Origin of the sequence: Geobacter sp. FeAm09 (assembly GCF_008330225.1) — a bacterium.
Taxonomy (GTDB): domain Bacteria; phylum Desulfobacterota; class Desulfuromonadia; order Geobacterales; family Pseudopelobacteraceae; genus Oryzomonas.
The window spans coordinates 3,101,919-3,119,942 of record NZ_CP042466.1 but is presented as its reverse complement, the minus strand read 5'-3'; the positions used below and the strand labels follow the sequence as shown (position 1 = coordinate 3,119,942).

The following is an 18,024-nucleotide window of genomic DNA, read 5'->3' as shown; positions in this document are numbered from 1 at the left end:
CCATGCCCTACCGGTTCCTGGATCACATCGCCACGGCCGACGTGGCCTTCGAGGCGTGGGGGGCGACGCGGGAAGAGCTGTTTGCCGCCGGCGCGGAGGCCCTCCTGCACACCATGGTCCACGATCCCGGGGCCGTGGAGCGCCGGGAACATGCCGCCATCGCCCTGGAGGAGGGGGAGCTGGACCTGCTGCTCTTCTCGTTCCTGCAGGAGCTGGTCTTTCTCAAGGATGCGCGGCAACTGCTGTTACACCCGGATGAGGTGCGGATTGCGGAGAATGGCGGCCGCTTCCGGCTGGACTCGGCCGTGCGGGGCGAGCGGATCGACCGGCGGCGCCATCCCCTGGTGGTGGATGTCAAGGCGGTCACCCTGCACCGCTTGCGGGTCGCCTGCGAAGCCGGAATCTGGCGCGCCGTGGTGGTGCTGGACGTGTAGGCCTGCGTAACATGGCAGACATGTTATTCCTGAATCCGTGACGCCTCCATGCCACAGTGCCCGGAAGGCCTCAGCCTTTGCCTCTCAGAAGATGCCGGCACCCCATCGGAGGGCCGGCAGCATGAGTGACGTGCCACGACAGGGGCGACGTGCGGGCTCCGGCTCTTCCGAACACTGCGGTATTCCGGCCTCACGGATTCAGGTTATTTCCTTCAATCAGGCTGCATCGCTTGCCGTTCGTCTTTCTTGGGGTATACTGCCCAACACGCAGCGCTTTCCATCTCCCGTCATTGAATAGAGAGGACACGCCATGGACCTTAAGAATACCCGCACCACCATCCTGAACGAGGGTGACCCGGAGCAGAAACGGGCCGAGATCCTGGACTATTTCCACAAGACGTTCGACATCGACGAAAAACTCTACGAGACGCTCCGGTACGACGACACCTTCCACCTGCGGGCCGACCGGCTGCGGCACCCGTTGATCTTCTACTTCGGCCATACCGCCACCTTCTTCATCAACAAGCTGACCATCGCCAAGGCGATCGAGACCCGCATCAACCCCGGTTTCGAGTCCCTGTTCGCCGTGGGGGTGGACGAGATGTCCTGGGACGACCTGGATGCCACCCATTACGACTGGCCGACCCGGCAGGCGGTCAAGGAGTATCGCGATAAGGCGCGGGAACTGGTGGACGGCCTGATCCGCCGCCTGCCGCTCAAGCTGCCCATTACCTGGGAAGATCCGTTCTGGGCGGTCATGATGGGCATTGAGCACGAGCGTATCCACCTGGAGACCTCATCGGTGCTGATCCGCCAGCTACCCATCGACCAGGTGGTGCAGCTTCCCCTCTGGTCGATCTGCGACGAGGCGGGGGAACCGCCGGAAAACCGGCTGCTTCAGGTTGCGGGAGGCAGGGTGGTCCTGGGCAAGCCCCTGGATCATCCGCTCTATGGGTGGGACAACGAGTACGGCTGCCACGAGGCCGCGGTGGCCGGGTTCAAGGCCTCCCAATACCTGGTGTCCAACCGGGAGTTCCTGGCCTTTGTCCGGGCCGGCGGCTACGGGGAACGGCAGTGGTGGACCGAGGAGGGGTGGGGGTGGCGCCAGTTCCGGCAGGCCGAGCACCCGCTCTTCTGGATCAACAACGCCGGCGGCTGGAAGCTGCGCACCATGGCCTCGGAGATCGACCTCCCCTGGAACTGGCCGGTGGAGGTAAACTGCCTGGAGGCCCAGGCTTTCTGCGCCTGGAAGGCGGCCGCTACCGGCCTCCCCATCCGCCTGCCGACCGAGGACGAATGGACCCGGCTCAGGGATGTGTGCGCCATCCCGGACCAGCCCTGGTGGGAGAAGGCGCCGGGCAACATCAATCTGGAACAGTGGTCGTCCTCCTGTCCGGTGGACCGCTTCCGTTTCGGCGATTTCTGCGACGTGGTGGGCAATGTGTGGCAGTGGACCGAAACCCCCATCTACCCCTTCCACGGTTTCCGGATTCATCCCTGGTACGACGACTTCTCCACCCCCACCTTCGATACCCGCCACAACCTGATCAAGGGAGGGTCGTGGATAGCCACCGGCAACGAGGCGACGCGGGATGCGCGCTATGCCTTCCGCCGGCACTTCTTCCAGCACGCCGGGTTCCGTTACGTGGAGAGCGCCGCGCCGGTGGAGGTGCACCAGGACCAGTACGAGACCGATACCCTGACGGCCCAGTATTGCGACGCCCATTACGGGGCGGAACGGTTCGGCGTGGCCAATTTTCCGGCGACCTGCGCCAGGCTCTGCCTGGAGGCCATGGCGGGGCGCGCCACGGGGCGGGCCCTGGACCTGGGGTGCGCCCTGGGGCGGGCCTCTTTCGAACTGGCCCGGGGCGGCTTTCAGCGGGTAACCGGTTTGGATTTCTCCACCCGCTTCTTCCGTTTGGCGGCCCGCATGCAGGAGGAGGGGCATCTGCGCTACGCCTTCCCCGAGGAGGGGGAGATCCTCTCGTTCCACGAGGTCGGCCTGGCCGACCTGGGGTTGGAGGGCGCGCGCGATCGGGTGGAGTTCTACCAGGCCGACGCCTGCAACCTGCCGGAAAAATTCACCGGCTACGATCTGGTCCTGGCGGCCAACCTGATCGACCGGCTCTACTCGCCCCGCCGTTTCCTCGCAACCATCCACGAGCGCCTCAACCCGGGCGGCGTGCTGGTGATCACCTCCCCCTACACCTGGCTGGAGGAGTTCACAAAAAAAGAAGAATGGCTGGGGGGGTACAGGGATGCAGGGGAGAACGTGACCTCGCTGGAGGGGCTGCGCAAGGCACTTGCCCCCCGTTTCCGCATGGTGGGCGAACCGCGCGACGTCCCCTTCGTGATCCGCGAAACCCGGCGCAAGTTCCAGCACACCATTGCCGAAATGACTATATGGGAGTTGACATGACATCGGAGGAAACCATGAAGGAACGGATTATCGAACTGGAGCTGCGTTTCATGCAGCAGGAACACACCATTCAGGAATTGAACGACACGGTCTGTCGCCAGGAGTTGACCATCGAGCGGCTTGTACGGGAACAGAGCCTGATTCGCGAACAGCTTCGCCTGCTGGCGCCCTCCATCAACCGCAGCGACGAGGAGGAGGAACCGCCGCCCCATTACTGAGGGTGGGACACGGCATAACGTGCCGACGATAAGATATTTATAATTGATTGCCCCGCAGATTAGTGGTATACAATTTTGCTTTCGAAATTTTCATAATGTATTCTCTATTGGTTAGTTAAGCTCATCGAAGAGGCAAAACCAGGGTGACCTGGCGACGCAAAGCTACCTGTCCAACATGGTGTTGGATAGAGGGGCCGCCGAAGTGACACAATAATCAGGCTTATTGTGACAAGGCCCACCTTTGCGTAAAGGTTGGGCCTTTTTTTGTGGCGAACTTCAGCAGAGATCATACAGGTTGTCGGAAGCAGCTCCGGAATTTTGCGGAACGAGCGTCGGCCGACGAAAGGGACAGTATCCATGTTCTCGAATCTTAAGATCGGTACCCGTCTGGCTTTGGGATTTTCGGTGATGCTTCTGCTCATGGTCGTGATCAGCGGGATCGCCATGACCAGCTTCGGCCGCATGAACAAAAAGGTTGACGTCATTACGGACGACCGGTGGCCCAAGGCGGTTCTCCTGAATGAGATCAACAACCACATCAACGTGGTGGCCCGTTCCCTGCGGAACGCCGTCATCCTCAGCGATCCCGCCGAGATCAAAAAGGAGCTCCAGCGGATCGACGCGTCCCGGGAAGCGGTCACGAACTGTTTGGAAAAGCTTGCCAGGACGATCACCGGTAGTGAAGGAAAGGCCATGCTGCAGGCGATCAGGGAGAGCCGGGCCGCCTACGCTCAGGCCCAAAAGGAGATCATCTCCCAGATCGAAGCGGATAACAAGGCAGAGGCGGGGCAGGCCCTGATCACGACGCTTCGGCCGTTGCAAAAGGCCTACTTCGACGCAGTGGGCAAGATGATCGAATACCAGGCCAGGGAACTGGTCAAGGCAGGCGATGATGTGGAGAAAACCTACAAGGGGGCTGAAGGGATCATGATTGCAACCCTCGTGGTTTCCCTGTGCGCCGCAGGCCTGATCGGTTTCGTCATCACCCTCAGCATCACCGCGCCTCTTGCCGAGGCGGTGAGGGTCAACCGCCTGATCGCGGATGGAAACCTGAATGTCGTCGTTGCCGTTGACCGCAAGGATGAAATCGGGCAGCTCAATGGATCGGCCAGGCTGATGGTCGAGAATCTGCAAAGCATTATTGGCCATCTGGCCGGTACCTCCGATCGAGTGGCCTCCGCCGCCACACAGCTGCATGCCGCATCCGAGCAGATGGCCACGGCCTCCGAAGAGGTCGCAGCCCAAGCCGGCACGGTGGCCACGGCCGGAGAAGAGATGGCGGCGACCTCCGGCGACATCGCCCAGAACTGCAACAGGGCTGCGGAAGGGGCGCACCAGGCCAGCAGCTCGGCCATCGAAGGGGCGGGTATCGTAAAGTCCACCGTGGATGTCATGGGCAGAATTGCCGAGAAGGTCCAGGCTTCGGCGCGGACCGTTGACACCCTCGGGGCGCGCTCGGACCAGATCGGCGCGATTGTCGGCACCATTGAGGACATTGCTGACCAGACCAACCTCCTCGCGCTCAACGCCGCTATCGAAGCGGCCAGGGCCGGCGATCAGGGGCGCGGTTTCGCGGTGGTAGCCGATGAGGTCAGGGCGTTGGCAGAGCGCACGACCAAAGCCACCAAAGAGATCAGCGACATGATCAAAAGCATCCAGAGCGAAACCAAAGGCGCCGTCGGCATCATGGAGGAAGGGGTGCGCGAGGTCGAGAGCGGTTCCGCCGAGGCGGCCAGGTCGGGCGCGGCGCTCCAGGCCATACTCGACCAGGTCAACGCGGTGACGATGCAGGTGAGCCAGATCGCCACCGCCGCCGAGGAGCAGACCGCCACAACCAATGAAATCAGTAATAACATCCATCAGATGAGCCAGGTTGTGCAACAGACCGCCCAGGGCGCCCAGGAAACGTCGGCGTCTGCCAGCGGGCTGTCGAAGCTGGCCGTGGAATTGAAGGAAATTGTCGCTAAATTCAAGCTCGCTTAGAACGGTGACGACCGTCGAAAGGTCGAAAGGAGAAGGAATGTCGAACGCACTGGTACCGGTGGCAGGGGGCGGCGGAGTGGGTGAGTTGGCCCAGTTGGTCAGCTTCACCATCCTCAACGAGGAGTACGGGGTGGAGGTCCTGAAGGTGCGGGAGATCATCCGCATGACCGCCATCACCCACATGCCCAACACCCCTCCCTACGTGGAGGGGATCATCAACCTGCGGGGCAAGGTGATCCCGATCATGTCCATGCGCAAACGGTTCGGGCTGGCCGAGACGGCCAGCGACAGCCAGACCCGGATCATCGTCATCGACATCGCCGGTACGCTGACCGGCTTCATTGTGGACTCGGTGGCGGAGGTGATCCGCATCTCCGGCAGCGAGATCCAGCCGCCCCCCAGCGTGACCGGCGGCGGCATGGAACAGGAATTCATCGTCGGCGTCGTCAACCGCGCCGACCGCATGCTCATCCTGCTCGACCCCGACAAAATGCTCTCCCGGACCGAGCGCGAGTACCTCGGCGAGTGCTGACCGCCCAACCGGACGGAGGAAACCAATGTACGACGAAGCATATCTGATTGGCCGGCAGCCGATCCTGAACGTGCGGGAGGAGGTCGAGGCCTTCGAACTGCTCTTCAGGTCGGCGGAATCGATCGCGTCCGCCCGGTTCTCGAGCTCCCTGCGGGCCAGTTCCCAGGTAATCGTCGCCACCGTCTCCGCCATGGGCATCGAAGCGCTCCTGGGGGGGCAGCACGGCTTTATCAACGTGGATACCGAACTCCTCATGAGCGACGTCATCGAACTGCTCCCCCCCGAGCGCATCGGGCTGGAACTGCTGGAAACCGTCGAACCCCACCCGGAGATCGTCAAACGGTGCCGGGCGCTCAAATCACGGGGCTACCGGCTGGTCCTGGACGACCACGAGTACAGCCCGGCCTTCGAGCCTCTCTACGACGGCCTGGTGGACGTGGTCAAGATCGACCTGGTCAGGACCCCCCTCGGCCAACTCCCCGCCATGGTGGAGCGCCTGCGGCGCTACCCGGTCAGGCTGCTGGCCGAAAAGGTGGAAACCCGGGGCGTCTTCCTGCGCTGCCGCAGCCTGGGCATGGAACTGTTCCAAGGATACTTCTTCGCCCGTCCCACCCTGGTCCAGAAACAACGGGTACGAAACGCCCTCTCCGGCTTCCTCACCCTCATGCAGCAACTGTCCAGCGGCGCCGAGACCGACGAGATCGAGGCCACCTTCAAGGAAAACCCGGCCCTGGTCTACAAACTCCTCATGCTGGTCAACTCGGTGTCCGTCGGCCTGCACGAGAAGATCCGCACCATCCGCCACGCCCTGACCATCATCGGCCGGCAGCAGCTCAAGCGGTGGGTGCAGATAGCGCTCTTTGCCGGCGACGGCCGCCAGGGCGCCGACAACCCGGTCATGCACCTGGCGGTGGCCCGCGCCACCTTCATGGAAGAGCTGGCCCGGACGCCGCCGCGCGTCGGGAGCTGTTCCCCCGACGAAGCGTTCATGGTGGGCATCCTCTCGGTGCTGAAAGAGGTGTACGAGATTCCCGTGGACGAGGTGGTGTCCGGGCTGGGGCTCTCCGACGACATCCGCAACGCCCTTGCGGACCGCAAAGGGGAGATGACGGTGCTCCTCTCCCTGGCCAGGATGCTGGAGGCGAACGAGTTCGGCGAGGCGGCCGAATGCTTCGAGGTGCTGGGCATCCCGCTCCTGTCGGTGCTGGACTGCCAGAGAAAGGCCTTCAACTGGCACTTGGGGGCGGAGTGACGCAGGAAGGCCCCAGGGGCGCCATGGGCGTGGGACATGCCTTGCCAGCGGGCCATGCCGGTAAGCTGCAGAAATTGAAATGTTATTGGCGCTGAGCCACATCCAAGGAGGTAGCACAATGAAGAATCTGACTATTGGAACCCGTCTGCAAACGGGATTTTGTATTGGTTCGCTCTTGCTGGTCATCGTGATCGCCACGGCGGTCAACGGTCTCTACAAGAGTGCCGACCAGCTCGAAAACGTCAACCGGGTCAGCGACCTGAGCGACAGGACCGCAAAGGTGCAACTGAGCCTCAAGAATATCGATGAAGCCATCAAGGGGCTGATCCTGGCCGATACCCCCGCGGATCGGGAAAAACTCAGCGCCCGGATCGAGGAATACCGGAAAACATATCGCGAGAATATGGACATTGTCGATAAAAACACCAAGACCCCCGATGGCAAGAAACTGCTCGGGGAACTCAAGCAGGCGCTCGACGCCGAGATAGAGGTCAACAAGAAGCTTACGGCGGCGGCCCTGGCCAGTGACGGCCCCCAGTTCAAAACCCTGATGAACGGCGAGGGGGAGGCGGCAATCAGGCGGACGACCCAGGCCGCCAACGCCTTGCTCGGTTTTTACGAAAAGCGGGTGGACCTGCGCGTGGCGAGCGCCAAGGATGCCGGCAAGACGGCCATGACGGCGATGTATGGCCTTGGGGCCGTGGCCCTCGTCCTGAGCTTCCTGACCGCCCTGGCCATCACCCGGAGCATCAGGCGGCCTCTGGGCGAGATCGTCGCTTCCATTACCCATATCGCCGACGGGGACCTGACCCGCCGCGTCGCGTACGAGAGCAGGGATGAACTGGGGCAACTGTGCGCCCATTTCAACGACTTTGTCGGCAGGTTCCAGGACATCATGCTGCAACTCGTCACCGATGCCAGCAAGGTCGCTTCGGCTTCCACCCAGCTCATGAGCACGGCGCACCTGATGGCGGAAGGCTCCGAGGAGGTGGTGGCCCAGGCGAGCACCGTCGCGACCGCCGGCGAGGAGATGGCCGCGACCTCCAACGATATTGCCCACAACTGCCATCTGGCGGCCGAGAGCGCCCAGCGCGCCAACGATGCCGCCGTGGAGGGCTCCGGCGTGGTGCAGGCGACGGTTGCCGTCATGGGCTCGATAGCGGAACGCGTCAAAAGCGCGGCTAAGACCGTCGAATCCCTTGGCTCACGCTCCGACCAGATCGGCGCCATCGTCGGGACCATCGAAGATATCGCCGACCAGACGAATCTTCTGGCCTTGAACGCCGCCATCGAAGCGGCCCGTGCCGGCGAGCAGGGGCGCGGTTTTGCCGTTGTCGCCGATGAGGTCCGGGCGCTTGCCGAGCGGACGACCCGCGCAACCAAAGAGATCTCGGACATGATCAAGTCCATCCAGAACGAGACCAGAAGCGCCGTCTCCGCCATGGAAGAGGGCAACAGCGAGGTCGAGCGGGGAACCCAGGAGGCCGGCCGTTCGGGGAGGGCGCTTGAGGATATTCTGGAGCAGATCACCGCCGTTACCACCCAGGCCAACCAGATCGCCACCGCGGCGGAAGAACAGACCGCCACGACCGGCGAGATCAGCAGCAACATGATGCAGATAACCGCCGTCGTGCAAAGAACGTCACGAGGCGCGGGAGAGACCGCCGAAGCGGCCAAGAGCCTGTCGGCCATGTCGGAGGAGTTGCAGCGCATGGTCAGCCAGTTCAAGGTGACGTAAGCCGACCGCGTGCGGCGGTAGCCGGGGCCGGAAGAAAACGCCCCGGGCATTCCCGGGTGCTCTTGACGCGGGAACAAAAAGTATGTACGTTGTGTAGCACACGGCCAAAGGGGGTTGCGGGATTATTTCCGCATCTCCCTTTTCCGTTATGGTAGCCGGTTGCCGGGGACACCACCATGGTATACTTTACGTGGCAGGTGCCGTGCACGGGCCCCCTGCCGTCCGCCATACCGCCGCATCCCGGGAGAAGCATCATGCGCTATTCACCTCTTTTGACCGATCTGTACGAATTGACCATGCTGGCCGGCTACCTGGACGAGGGGATGGCGGACAAGCGGGCCGTCTTCGACCTGTTTTTCCGCGCCAACCCCTTCGAGGGGGGCTATGCCGTATTTGCCGGGCTGGAACCGGCCCTGGAGTTTCTGGAGAGCCTGCGCTTTTCCGACGAAGAGCTGGCCTACCTGACGGGACTCGGCCTGTTTCGCCCCCGGTTCATCGATTTCCTGCGCGACTTCCGTTTCCGCGGGCGCGTGACCGCGCCGCCGGAGGGGACGGTGGTTTTTGCCAACGAGCCGCTGCTGACGGTGGAGGGGACCCTGGCGGAGGCCCAGCTTGTGGAAACGGCGCTCCTCACCATCATCAGCTTTCAGACCCTGGTGGCGACCAAGGCGGCGCGCATCTGCCACGTTGCCGGTGGGGCCGAGGTGATCGAGTTCGGCCTGCGGCGCGCCCAGGGGCCGGACGGCGGGCTTTCCGCATCCCGGGCCGCCTGCGTGGGCGGGGCCGGCAGCACCAGCAACGTCCTGGCCGGCATGGCTTTCGGCCTGCCGGTGCGGGGGACCCATGCCCATAGCTGGATCCAGGCCTTTCCCGACGAATTGACCGCGTTTCGCGCCTATGCCAAGGTCTTCCCCGACGCCACCATCCTGCTGGTGGACACCTACGACACCCTGGGGAGCGGCATGCCCAACGCCATCGTCGTGGCGCGGGAACTGCGGGAACAGGGCCATGAACTGCGGGGCATCCGCATCGATTCCGGCGACCTGGCCTACCTGTCCCGCGAGGCGAGGCGCATGCTGGACGAGGCCGGCTTCCCGGATGCCCGCGTTGTCGCCTCCAACGAACTCGACGAATACGTGATCGAGTCCATACGCAACGAAGGGGGGCGGGTGGACGTCTACGGGGTCGGCACCAAGCTGGCGACCTGCTCCGGGCCGGGGGGCGTCTCCTTGGGCGGGGTCTACAAGCTGGTCCGGGTCGATGACCAGCCCAAGCTGAAGGTGACCAGCGACATGGCCAAGGCGACCCTGCCGGGGAAGAAGCGCCTCCTGCGGGCAACCGGGCCGGACGGCGCGTTCATTCAGGATGTGATCTGCCTGGATGAGGATGACCTGCAACCGGGCGAGACGGTCTACGACCCCACCAACCCGCTGCACCACAAGATCCTTCCCGAGGGGGCCCGGCTGTCCGATCTGCGCGGCGTGGTCATGGAAGAGGGGCGCCGCACGGTTGCCGGGGAGCCGCTCTCCGCCATGGCCGCCCGCTGCCGGCGCGAGCTGGCCCTGCTGCCCCAGGGGTGCCTGCGCTTCATCAACCCCCACCGCTACAAGGTGTCGGTGTCCCCCCGCCTGAATGAACTGCGTTGCCGTCTCATCAGCGAAGTGAGCAAAAGGGGGGTATAGCCGTGGAACGGGACAGTGCGCTTTTGATCGTGGACGTGCAGAACGATTTCTGCCCCGGCGGGGCGCTCGGCGTACCGGACGGCGACCGGGTGGCGGAACCGCTCAGCCGGGCCGCGGAACGGTTCCGGGAGGCCGGGCTGCCGGTATTTGCCAGCCGCGACTGGCATCCCGCCGTGACGAGGCATTTCAAGGAGTACGGCGGGATGTGGCCGCCTCACTGCGTGCAGGGGAGCCGGGGGGCCGATTTTCACCCCGCTCTGCGCCTGCCGCCGGGCACGACGGTTATCTCCAAGGGGACCGCACCCGACAGCGACAGCTACTCGGCCTTCGAGGGGACCCGCGAAGACGGGGCCACCCTGGGGGCGTGCCTTGCCGCTCTGGGAGTGGGCCATCTCTACGTCGGCGGCCTGGCCACCGACTACTGCGTCCGTTCGTCGGCCCTGGATGCCGTACGGGCGGGCCTCACGGTGACGGTATTGACGGATTGCGTGGCAGGGGTGGAGCTGCAAGCGGGGGACTCGGCCCGGGCCCTGGAGGAGATGGCGGAAGCCGGGGTGCGTTTTGCCACGGTTGACGGGATATAGTGCCCCAGGACGACGATACCCCAAAGAACAGGTTGGCGCCGGTTCCCCCCTTTGGCAAAGGGTGAAGACAAACAGTGCCTTTGTTTTGGTCACCGTTCCGTTGTTTTTTGTAAGTAAGCGTCCTCATTGATACAATTTTTTCTGCATCAAAATGATACAACGAAAGGCTCCCAAGCAGGTTTTGGGGCCTTTTTTTATGTGAAAACAGAAGGTTGAGAGGGGTGAACGTTTTATGTTAATTTTATTAACATTTTGATTTTACGTTGAAATTTGAGTTTGCGGGGTGTAGAAGGGCAAGGGACAAGTGCACAGGGATCGGTGGTGTTAAAGGGTCGGTTGAAAATATGTAGAATGTAGAGCTGGCCCTTGGAGAGTGTCATTTAAAATTTGAGTTTTGGAGACCTGACTTCATGTTAGTTTTCTGGCTGGGTAACTTATAAGGGAACTCTGTACATATGGAGCACTATTAAATATGAGAAATGACCACATTTTTTTTCCAGTAAAATTGTTTGCATATTTATATTTCTTAGGTACTTCGCTATTAATCTTTTCAATACCTTTGACTGGAAAAAGTGGTGGTCAAAATTCAGAGTTATTTTATAAATTTTGTTGTTTGTTTGGAATTATTCATTTGATTATATGTTTTAGTATTATATATAAACTTAAGGTTGGTTATAAGTTACTTAAATACTACTTGTTGTACTTCTTAAGGCTAGGCTACCCTATAGGATATATCATTGCTAATAAGATGCTAGAATATATGTATGAAAATAATATAGAAAAATATTTTAACAAATAAAACTTATAAGGGTCAGGTCTACATTCTACATATTTCTTTGATAGAATAGGAGGAAACTCTAGCGATCAAAGGAGAGTGAAATGGCACGACCATTAAGGATCGAATATCCGGGTGCCTTTTACCATGTGACATCGAGAGGCAACGAGCAGAAGGACGTATTCAAGAGCCAGAGGGACAGGGAAAAGTTTCTTGTCTACTTGGCCACAGCAACAGAGCGGTATGGCGCAGTGATTCATGCTTATTGCCTGATGGGCAACCATTATCACCTGTTGCTGGAAACGCCCGGAGGGAACCTGTCTCAGATCATGAGGCACATAAACGGCGCATACACCACCTACTTCAACGTCAAGAGGAAGAGGGCGGGGCATCTGTTTCAGGGAAGATACAAGGCAATCCTTGTTGAAGCTGATGATTATGCAGCGGAACTATCCCGTTATATTCACCTGAATCCAGTGCGAGTGGGAATCGTCGAGAGGCCGGAACAATACCAGTGGTCAAGTTATCGGGATTATTGCGGAGAAAGCGAGCCGCCTGAATGGCTGAAGACCGGATTCATCCTCGGTTGTTTTGGGAAAAAGAACGCGGATGCGCACAAAAAGTATCGGGCCTTTGTCGAAGACCGGCTTGGCAAGGAATACGAGAGTCCTTTGAGGGGAGCCATAGGCGCATCAATATTGGGGAGCCCGACTTTTGTTGAGGAAATAGCCGCGACGCATCTCAAAGGGAAAGAAGACAGGGATATTCCAGTGCTGCGGCAATTTGCCATGCGACCTACACCGGAACAGATAATAAAAGATGTGGAAGCCGAATTTGGCGAAGACATAAAGCTCGCTCGACGGGCAAGCATTCATCTTTGCCACAAATACAGCGGCATGAGACTTCGGGAACTAGGCGAGCGATTCAACGTGCGCGATACCGGGATAAGTGAAGCAAGCAGGAGGTTTGCCAGAGAACTGGAAGGCGATAGGAAACTAAGGGAAGTAGTGGAGAGAATAACGGGTAGGTTGAAAATGTGTAGAATGTAGACCTGACCCTTTGAGGGTATTAAATAATCCTAGATCGATAAGACAAGGACTGAACCAACTAAATAAATACCAAAAAGCATTTGAACAAAAATTTGGCGGCGAGTGGAAGACTGTACTAGATCTTTATTGAAGAGGCACAAATATGGAACATAAAGAATTTATTAAATTTTTAAATGAAATACTTACACAATATGGTTTTAAAAAAAAAGGTAACAAATGGTTTGGTGAAAGCAATGATTTGTTGAAAGTTGTTGATTTGCAGAGATCATTATACGGTAATTCATATTATTTGGACTATGGTTTTATTCTCAAAAAAATCGAACTTGGTAGTTTGCGAATGCATATTAGTTATGGATTTGGTTCCAATGTTTTAGAAAAAAACAATAGAATAAAGGAACTTCTAAATTTTGAAAATAATATTAATGATGAGCAACGCAAACTTGAACTTAGTAATTACATTGAAGATATTTTATTAGCAGTTACACAAAATGTAGAGACTGAATCAGATCTGTTAAATGAAATCATGAAAATGCAAAACCTAAATTTAGTACCTTTACGTATCAAAAAGCACTTTAGTTTGAGTTAAAATTGTGAAGACGCCAATAATGAGGATTGCTTGTGATTCTGACTGACAACGAGACCAAGGTTGATCTCCTCAATAAGGAGAACTTATAAGGGTCAGGTCTACATTCTACAGGGAACTTACAAGGGGGCAGGTCTCCAAAATTCAAATATGATGGTATGCTTTGATCTGTTAAATAAAAAAGGCGACCGCTTGGCCGCCTTTCTCAATTACAGGGTATCTCCTCACGCCGCCCGGGCAAGGGGCATCTTGTCGATTGCCGGCGGCGCGCCGATTTCGAGAAGCGTCTCGATGGCGTCGAAGTCGATGACCTTCTCGGCCTGGCTGGTTATGAGCGAGATCTTTTCGGTATCTTCGGCCGATATCTTGGAGACATGGCCGCTCAGCGCGGTGAAGGTCTCGGCCGTGGTCTGTTCGATGCGGATGTAGGGTATGCCGCTGTCGTCGATGATCCGTTGGGTAATGGCCGACACCGGCGCGTGCCCGGGGATGACCATCCCGGCGATCAGCTTGTGGTACGAGGGGATGTTGTACAGCGACGAGAGGGTGACCAGGAGTTCGTCGCGGGAACTGGTCGAGATCAGCAGGGTCGATTCCCGCAGGTTGTCGATGACCTTTTGGGAAGAGGCGGCCCCCAATTGAAAGTTGTGGATGATGCGCAGTTTTTTGCCCGGGTCCCCCATCAGCGGCCGTTCGAGCAGCTTGGCGATACTGTGCAGGGTCGGGTTGGCCAGGACCGGAGAATAATCGAAGGCCCCGCAGACCCGAATCCGTTTGCTCTCGAAATAACGCTCCAGGTAGGAAAGGGACGAGGCGCGCTTTTCCGCCAGCAGCTTGTTGACCAGCAGCATGCGCACATCCACGCCTTCCTGCTCGTACAGCGCCAGGTTGAGCCGCACGGAATCGATGACGTTGCCGATGCCGCCGCCCGCCACCATCACGACCGGCGCATCCAGCAGTTTGGCCACGTCGGCGTTGTTGAGGCCGATGACGGAACCGACGCCGCCGTGCCCCGCCCCCTCGATCAGCAGAAGGTCGTAGCGCGATTCCAGCTCCCGGCAGGCCGTGACGACCTTCTCCATGGCCCATTCCCGGGACAGCTCGCCGTCCACGAATTTCTTGGTGGAGTGTTTGCCGATGACCAGCGGCGACATGAGGGCGATCTCGCTCTCCATGCCGAAGACCTGCGCCATCAGGGCCGCGTCCTTATCCACGACGACGCCGCCGAATTCAAAGCATTTCGGCCCCAGCGGCTTGATGTAGCCGACCCGTTCATACCGCTGCCGCGCCAGATGCATCAGCGAGAGGCTGATGGTGGTTTTACCGCAGTGCTGGCCAGTGGCGGCAATGAAGAGCTTTTTGCACATGAACGAATACTCCCTGAGCGCACAAGACATACGTATAACATGATAAGTATAGCGGCCGGCTGCGTCATTACCAATCACGTATACCTGTAGACGTGTATACAGATTGCGGCGTGCGGCCGGCAAAATCCGGTGCCCGGCCGCGCGCATCGTGATATAGTGGCGGCACGTGGTTATGCGCTGCGCGAAAGGAGCTTTTCATGGATAATCTGCTGGATAGTGTGGAGGTGCGGGTTCTCGGGTGCCTGATCGAAAAGGAGCTGACCACGCCGGAGTATTATCCCCTCACCCTGAACGGGCTTACCAACGCCTGCAACCAGAAGTCGAACCGCGACCCGATCATGGCCCTGGCCGAGGAGGACGTGGTGCGCGCCCTGGACGGCCTGCGCTTCAAGCAGTTGGCCGTGGTCGCGGCCGACGGCGGGCGGGTGCCCAAATATCGCCATATCCTGGCGGAAAAGCTGGGGCTGGTGGCGGCCGAACTGGCCATTGTCTGCGAAATGATGGTGCGCGGTCCCCAGACCGTGGGCGAGCTGCGCACCAGGGGGGAGCGGATGCATCCCTTTGCCGACCTGGCCGCGGTGGAGGAGGTGCTGCGGGAGCTTACGGAGCGGGAAACGCCCCTGGTGATGCGCCTGCCCCGGCAACCGGGGCGGAAGGAGTCCCGCTACGCCCAGCTTTTCAGCGGCGAGCCCGAGTCCGTGCCGGAGGAGGGGGCTCTGCCCGCCGAAGCGGCCCGGCAGCGGGTGACGGCGGAGCAGGAACGGATCGGGGCGCTGGAGGGGGAGGTGGCCCTGCTGCGGGCCGAGGTAGCCGCCCTGCGGCAGGCGGTGGAGGAGTTCAAGGCGCAGTTTGAGTAGTTGCGTCCCACTCGGCCTGTTCTGCCGGCCAGAAGCGCCGCTGTAGCTCCTCGACCAGCGGCGCGAGGCTTTTGCGGTCCCGGGCCGAGATGGTCAGGGCACCGGTGGTGCGGGCAACCTGGCGCACCTTGAGGAAGGCCACCGTGTCCTTCTTCTTCAGGTCGTTCAGGACGTCGGACTTGTTGAAGATCAGGAGTTCCGGTTTGTCCCCCAGCCCCAGTTCCGCGAGGATGGCCCGCACCTGGGCGATCTGGTCCTCGAAGCGGGGGTTGGCCGCGTCCACCACGTGCAGCAGCAGGTCGGCGTCCTGCAGCTCTTCCAGGGTGGCCTTGAAGGCGCCCAGCAGCGACGCGGGCAGGGAGCGGATGAAGCCGACCGTGTCGGTGATGATCACCTCCCGTTCCCGGGGGAAGCGCAGGCGGCGGGTGGAGGTGTCCAGGGTGGCGAAGAGCAGGTCTTCGGTGAAGACCTCGCTCTGGGTCAGGGCGTTCAGCAGGGTGGATTTGCCGGCATTGGTGTAGCCGACGATGGAGATGATCGGCACGCCGGCCTTGACCCGCTGGCGGCGGCGCTGGTCGCGGCCCCGGGAGAGTTCCTTCAGCTCCCGCTCCAGGCTGGCGATGCGGTCGCGGATGCGGCGGCGGTCGGTCTCCAGTTTGGTCTCGCCCGGTCCGCGCCCGCCGATGCCCCCCATGAGGCGCGACATCTGCACCCCCCGGCCGGTCAGGCGCGGCAGCAGGTACTTGAGCTGGGCCAGTTCCACCTGGACCTTGCCGTCCAGGCTCCTGGCCCGGCGGGCGAAGATGTCCAGGATCAACTGGCTGCGGTCGATGACCTTCAGTTCGGTCATGGCCGAGATGGAGCGGATCTGGGCCGGCGTCAGTTCCTGGTCGAAGACCAGCATGGTGGCGCCCCTCTGGAGGGCGCGGATGACCACGTCGCGCATCTTGCCCTCGCCCATGAGGAAGCGGGGATTGAGCTTGCGGGGGCGCTGGATGAAGGTGTCCAGCGCCTCGATGCTGGCGGTCCTGGCCAGTTCGCGCAGTTCGGCGATGGAGTCCTCGGCCTCCTGGCGCGTCCCGCTGGTGGTGACCGAGATCAGGATGGCGCGCTCCAGGGCCTCGCCGCCCCGGCCGGTCGTGCGCGCGGCCCGCTCCAGGTCGGCTTCCAGCTCGGCAAAGAAATGGCTGCAGTCCAGGTCGATGCGCTCAAGCGGCGCGACAGGGCCGGTAACGGTGGAGGGGCCGCCGTGGGCCGGGGAAAGATGGGCGATCTGGGCCGAGATCTGGTGCCGTTCCGCTGTGAAGAGCAGGGCGGCCAGGAGATCGAGGCGCAAGAGGGCGAGGTCGGTGATGTCGTCTTCGCTGACCGGTTCGTGCTTGAGGTGGGTGTGGATGAGGCGCAGGCCCCGCAGCGGATGCTTGCCTAGGGGGTAGTCCCGCAGTTCGGGGATGACGAGCCCCTTTTCATCACCCACGACGACGTACTCCACCATGCCCTGGCGGTTGACCAGGATGCCGAGTTGGCGGCGGATGTCGGAGGAGATTTCGACGAGGCGGGCGGCCAGTTCGGAGGAGCAGAATTCGGCCGGCGGGACGCGCCGCCGGTAGAGGCGTTCCAGTGCCTGGATCTGGCTCTGTTTGAGTCCTGCGAGATTGCCGTAAGGTTCTTTGATGGGAAGGCTCCGGAGAAAGCCGGGCACAGGCGCCTATCCGCCCGTGCCCGGCCTTGCGTTATAGGCCGATTACGTTGTAGCCGCCGTCCACGTAGTGGATCTCGCCGGTCACGCCGCTGGCCAGTTCGCTGCACAGGTAGACCGCGGAACGGGCCACGTCCTCCTGGGTGATGGTGCGGCGCAGGGGGGCCTTGGACTCCACGTGGTTGAGTATGTGGATGAAGCCGTTCACGCCGGAAGCGGCCAGGGTGCGGATGGGGCCGGCGGAGATGGCGTTGACGCGGATGCCTTCGGGGCCGAGCGCCTCGGACAGGTAGCGTACGGACGCCTCCAGGGCGGCCTTGGCCACGCCCATGACGTTGTAGCTCGGGAAGACCTTCACGGCGCCATGATAGGTAAGGGTCAATGCCGCGCCATTGCGCCCCTGCATCATCGGCTGGGCCGCCTTCAGTATGCCGAGGAAGGAATAGACGCTGATGTCCATGGCGGTGGCAAACCCCTCGCGGGTGGTATTGACGATGGTGCCTTTCAGTTCTTCCTTGTTGGCGAAGGCCACGGCATGGATGATGATGTCGATGCCGTCCCACCTTTTGCCCAGTTCCGTGAAGACGGCAGTGATGTCGTCGTCGCTGGTGACGTTGCAGGGGAGGACCGCCGCGGCGCTCACCGATTCGGCCAGGGGCCTGACCCGTTTTTCGATCGCTTCGCCGGCATAGGTGATGGCCAGTTCGGCCCCCTGCTCATGAAAAGCCCGGGCAATGGCCCAGGCGATGCTCTTTTCGTTTGCTACCCCGAAAATCAGTACTTTTTTGCCCTGCAGCAGCGGCATCTGTCATGTCCTCCGATTCTTATTGGTGCGGTGATGAATATGTACAA

The 18,024-nt window shown here is 60.5% G+C and carries 16 protein-coding genes and 1 riboswitch; of the genes, 13 read left to right on the top strand and 3 right to left on the bottom strand.

Annotated elements, in window-relative coordinates; translation table 11 throughout:
• The first annotated feature begins 2 nt into the window (after positions 1-2).
• From FO488_RS14665 to FO488_RS14610, 12 genes are all read left to right on the top strand, one after another.
• Positions 3-434 carry an archease gene (locus FO488_RS14665; RefSeq protein WP_149211239.1) on the top strand — a complete coding sequence of 144 codons (432 nt, stop codon included), beginning with the start codon at positions 3-5 and terminating at the stop codon, positions 432-434.
• A gap of 310 nt (positions 435-744) precedes the next feature.
• Positions 745-2,853, top strand: a complete 2,109-nt coding sequence (ovoA, locus tag FO488_RS14660) for a 5-histidylcysteine sulfoxide synthase (RefSeq protein WP_149211238.1) — start codon at positions 745-747, stop codon at positions 2,851-2,853.
• Complete coding sequence (locus FO488_RS14655; protein WP_240731976.1) at positions 2,850-3,071, top strand: SlyX family protein; 222 nt, start codon at positions 2,850-2,852, stop codon at positions 3,069-3,071. The genes ovoA and FO488_RS14655 overlap by 4 nt, the downstream gene beginning before the upstream one ends.
• Before the next feature lie 121 nt (positions 3,072-3,192).
• Positions 3,193-3,273: riboswitch (cyclic di-GMP riboswitch) on the top strand.
• Between the two features lie 155 nt (positions 3,274-3,428).
• Positions 3,429-5,054: a methyl-accepting chemotaxis protein gene (locus FO488_RS14650; protein WP_149211236.1), complete on the top strand. Its 1,626-nt coding sequence runs from the start codon at positions 3,429-3,431 to the stop codon at positions 5,052-5,054.
• Between the two features lie 37 nt (positions 5,055-5,091).
• The gene (locus tag FO488_RS14645; protein WP_149211235.1) at positions 5,092-5,586 is read left to right on the top strand and encodes a chemotaxis protein CheW; all 495 of its coding nucleotides are present in this window, start codon (positions 5,092-5,094) and stop codon (positions 5,584-5,586) included.
• Between the two features lie 25 nt (positions 5,587-5,611).
• Positions 5,612-6,838, top strand: a complete 1,227-nt coding sequence (locus tag FO488_RS14640; RefSeq protein ID WP_149211234.1) for an EAL and HDOD domain-containing protein — start codon at positions 5,612-5,614, stop codon at positions 6,836-6,838.
• 118 nt (positions 6,839-6,956) lie between these two features.
• A complete protein-coding gene (locus FO488_RS14635; protein ID WP_240731974.1) occupies positions 6,957-8,576 on the top strand; it encodes a methyl-accepting chemotaxis protein in 1,620 nt (539 codons plus the stop codon).
• Positions 8,577-8,830: 254 nt separating this feature from the next.
• Complete coding sequence (locus tag FO488_RS14630) at positions 8,831-10,258, top strand: nicotinate phosphoribosyltransferase (protein ID WP_149211233.1); 1,428 nt, start codon at positions 8,831-8,833, stop codon at positions 10,256-10,258.
• 2 nt (positions 10,259-10,260) lie between these two features.
• The gene (locus FO488_RS14625; protein WP_149211232.1) at positions 10,261-10,842 is read left to right on the top strand and encodes a nicotinamidase; all 582 of its coding nucleotides are present in this window, start codon (positions 10,261-10,263) and stop codon (positions 10,840-10,842) included.
• An 879-nt stretch (positions 10,843-11,721) separates the two neighbouring features.
• Complete coding sequence (locus tag FO488_RS14620) at positions 11,722-12,666, top strand: transposase (RefSeq protein WP_149211231.1); 945 nt, start codon at positions 11,722-11,724, stop codon at positions 12,664-12,666.
• Between the two features lie 10 nt (positions 12,667-12,676).
• The gene (locus tag FO488_RS20700) at positions 12,677-12,796 is read left to right on the top strand and encodes a hypothetical protein (protein ID WP_149211230.1); all 120 of its coding nucleotides are present in this window, start codon (positions 12,677-12,679) and stop codon (positions 12,794-12,796) included.
• 12 nt (positions 12,797-12,808) lie between these two features.
• Complete coding sequence (locus tag FO488_RS14610; protein ID WP_149211229.1) at positions 12,809-13,252, top strand: DUF4304 domain-containing protein; 444 nt, start codon at positions 12,809-12,811, stop codon at positions 13,250-13,252.
• A 221-nt stretch (positions 13,253-13,473) separates the two neighbouring features.
• On the opposite strand, the gene FO488_RS14605 is transcribed toward FO488_RS14610, so the two are convergent.
• Positions 13,474-14,616: a phosphotransacetylase family protein gene (locus tag FO488_RS14605; protein ID WP_149211228.1), complete on the bottom strand. Its 1,143-nt coding sequence runs from the start codon at positions 14,614-14,616 to the stop codon at positions 13,474-13,476.
• A gap of 197 nt (positions 14,617-14,813) precedes the next feature.
• Between FO488_RS14605 and FO488_RS14600 the strand changes: the two genes are divergently transcribed.
• Positions 14,814-15,473 carry a YceH family protein gene (locus tag FO488_RS14600; protein ID WP_149211227.1) on the top strand — a complete coding sequence of 220 codons (660 nt, stop codon included), beginning with the start codon at positions 14,814-14,816 and terminating at the stop codon, positions 15,471-15,473.
• Here FO488_RS14600 and hflX read toward each other — a convergent pair.
• A complete protein-coding gene (gene hflX / locus FO488_RS14595; protein ID WP_240731972.1) occupies positions 15,454-17,175 on the bottom strand; it encodes a GTPase HflX in 1,722 nt (573 codons plus the stop codon). The genes FO488_RS14600 and hflX overlap by 20 nt on opposite strands.
• 31 nt (positions 17,176-17,206) lie before the next feature.
• Entirely contained in the window at positions 17,207-17,977 is a 771-nt protein-coding gene (locus FO488_RS14590) for an enoyl-ACP reductase (RefSeq protein ID WP_149211226.1), read from the bottom strand.
• Between the last annotated feature and the right edge of the window lie 47 nt (positions 17,978-18,024).

Excerpts from the sequence above, each read along its gene's own strand:
- FO488_RS14655 (WP_240731976.1), top strand. The coding sequence starts at position 2,850 with ATGACATCGGAGGAAACCATGAAGGAACGGATTATCGAACTGGAGCTG.
- FO488_RS14665 (WP_149211239.1), top strand. The coding sequence starts at position 3 with ATGCCCTACCGGTTCCTGGATCACATCGCCACGGCCGACGTGGCCTTC.
- FO488_RS14605 (WP_149211228.1), bottom strand. The coding sequence starts at position 14,616 with ATGTGCAAAAAGCTCTTCATTGCCGCCACTGGCCAGCACTGCGGTAAA.
- FO488_RS14590 (WP_149211226.1), bottom strand. The coding sequence starts at position 17,977 with ATGCCGCTGCTGCAGGGCAAAAAAGTACTGATTTTCGGGGTAGCAAAC.
- FO488_RS14645 (WP_149211235.1), top strand. The coding sequence starts at position 5,092 with ATGTCGAACGCACTGGTACCGGTGGCAGGGGGCGGCGGAGTGGGTGAG.
- FO488_RS14620 (WP_149211231.1), top strand. The coding sequence starts at position 11,722 with ATGGCACGACCATTAAGGATCGAATATCCGGGTGCCTTTTACCATGTG.
- FO488_RS14640 (WP_149211234.1), top strand. The coding sequence starts at position 5,612 with ATGTACGACGAAGCATATCTGATTGGCCGGCAGCCGATCCTGAACGTG.
- ovoA (WP_149211238.1), top strand. The coding sequence starts at position 745 with ATGGACCTTAAGAATACCCGCACCACCATCCTGAACGAGGGTGACCCG.
- FO488_RS14600 (WP_149211227.1), top strand. The coding sequence starts at position 14,814 with ATGGATAATCTGCTGGATAGTGTGGAGGTGCGGGTTCTCGGGTGCCTG.
- FO488_RS14630 (WP_149211233.1), top strand. The coding sequence starts at position 8,831 with ATGCGCTATTCACCTCTTTTGACCGATCTGTACGAATTGACCATGCTG.
- FO488_RS14610 (WP_149211229.1), top strand. The coding sequence starts at position 12,809 with ATGGAACATAAAGAATTTATTAAATTTTTAAATGAAATACTTACACAA.
- FO488_RS14650 (WP_149211236.1), top strand. The coding sequence starts at position 3,429 with ATGTTCTCGAATCTTAAGATCGGTACCCGTCTGGCTTTGGGATTTTCG.
- FO488_RS14635 (WP_240731974.1), top strand. The coding sequence starts at position 6,957 with ATGAAGAATCTGACTATTGGAACCCGTCTGCAAACGGGATTTTGTATT.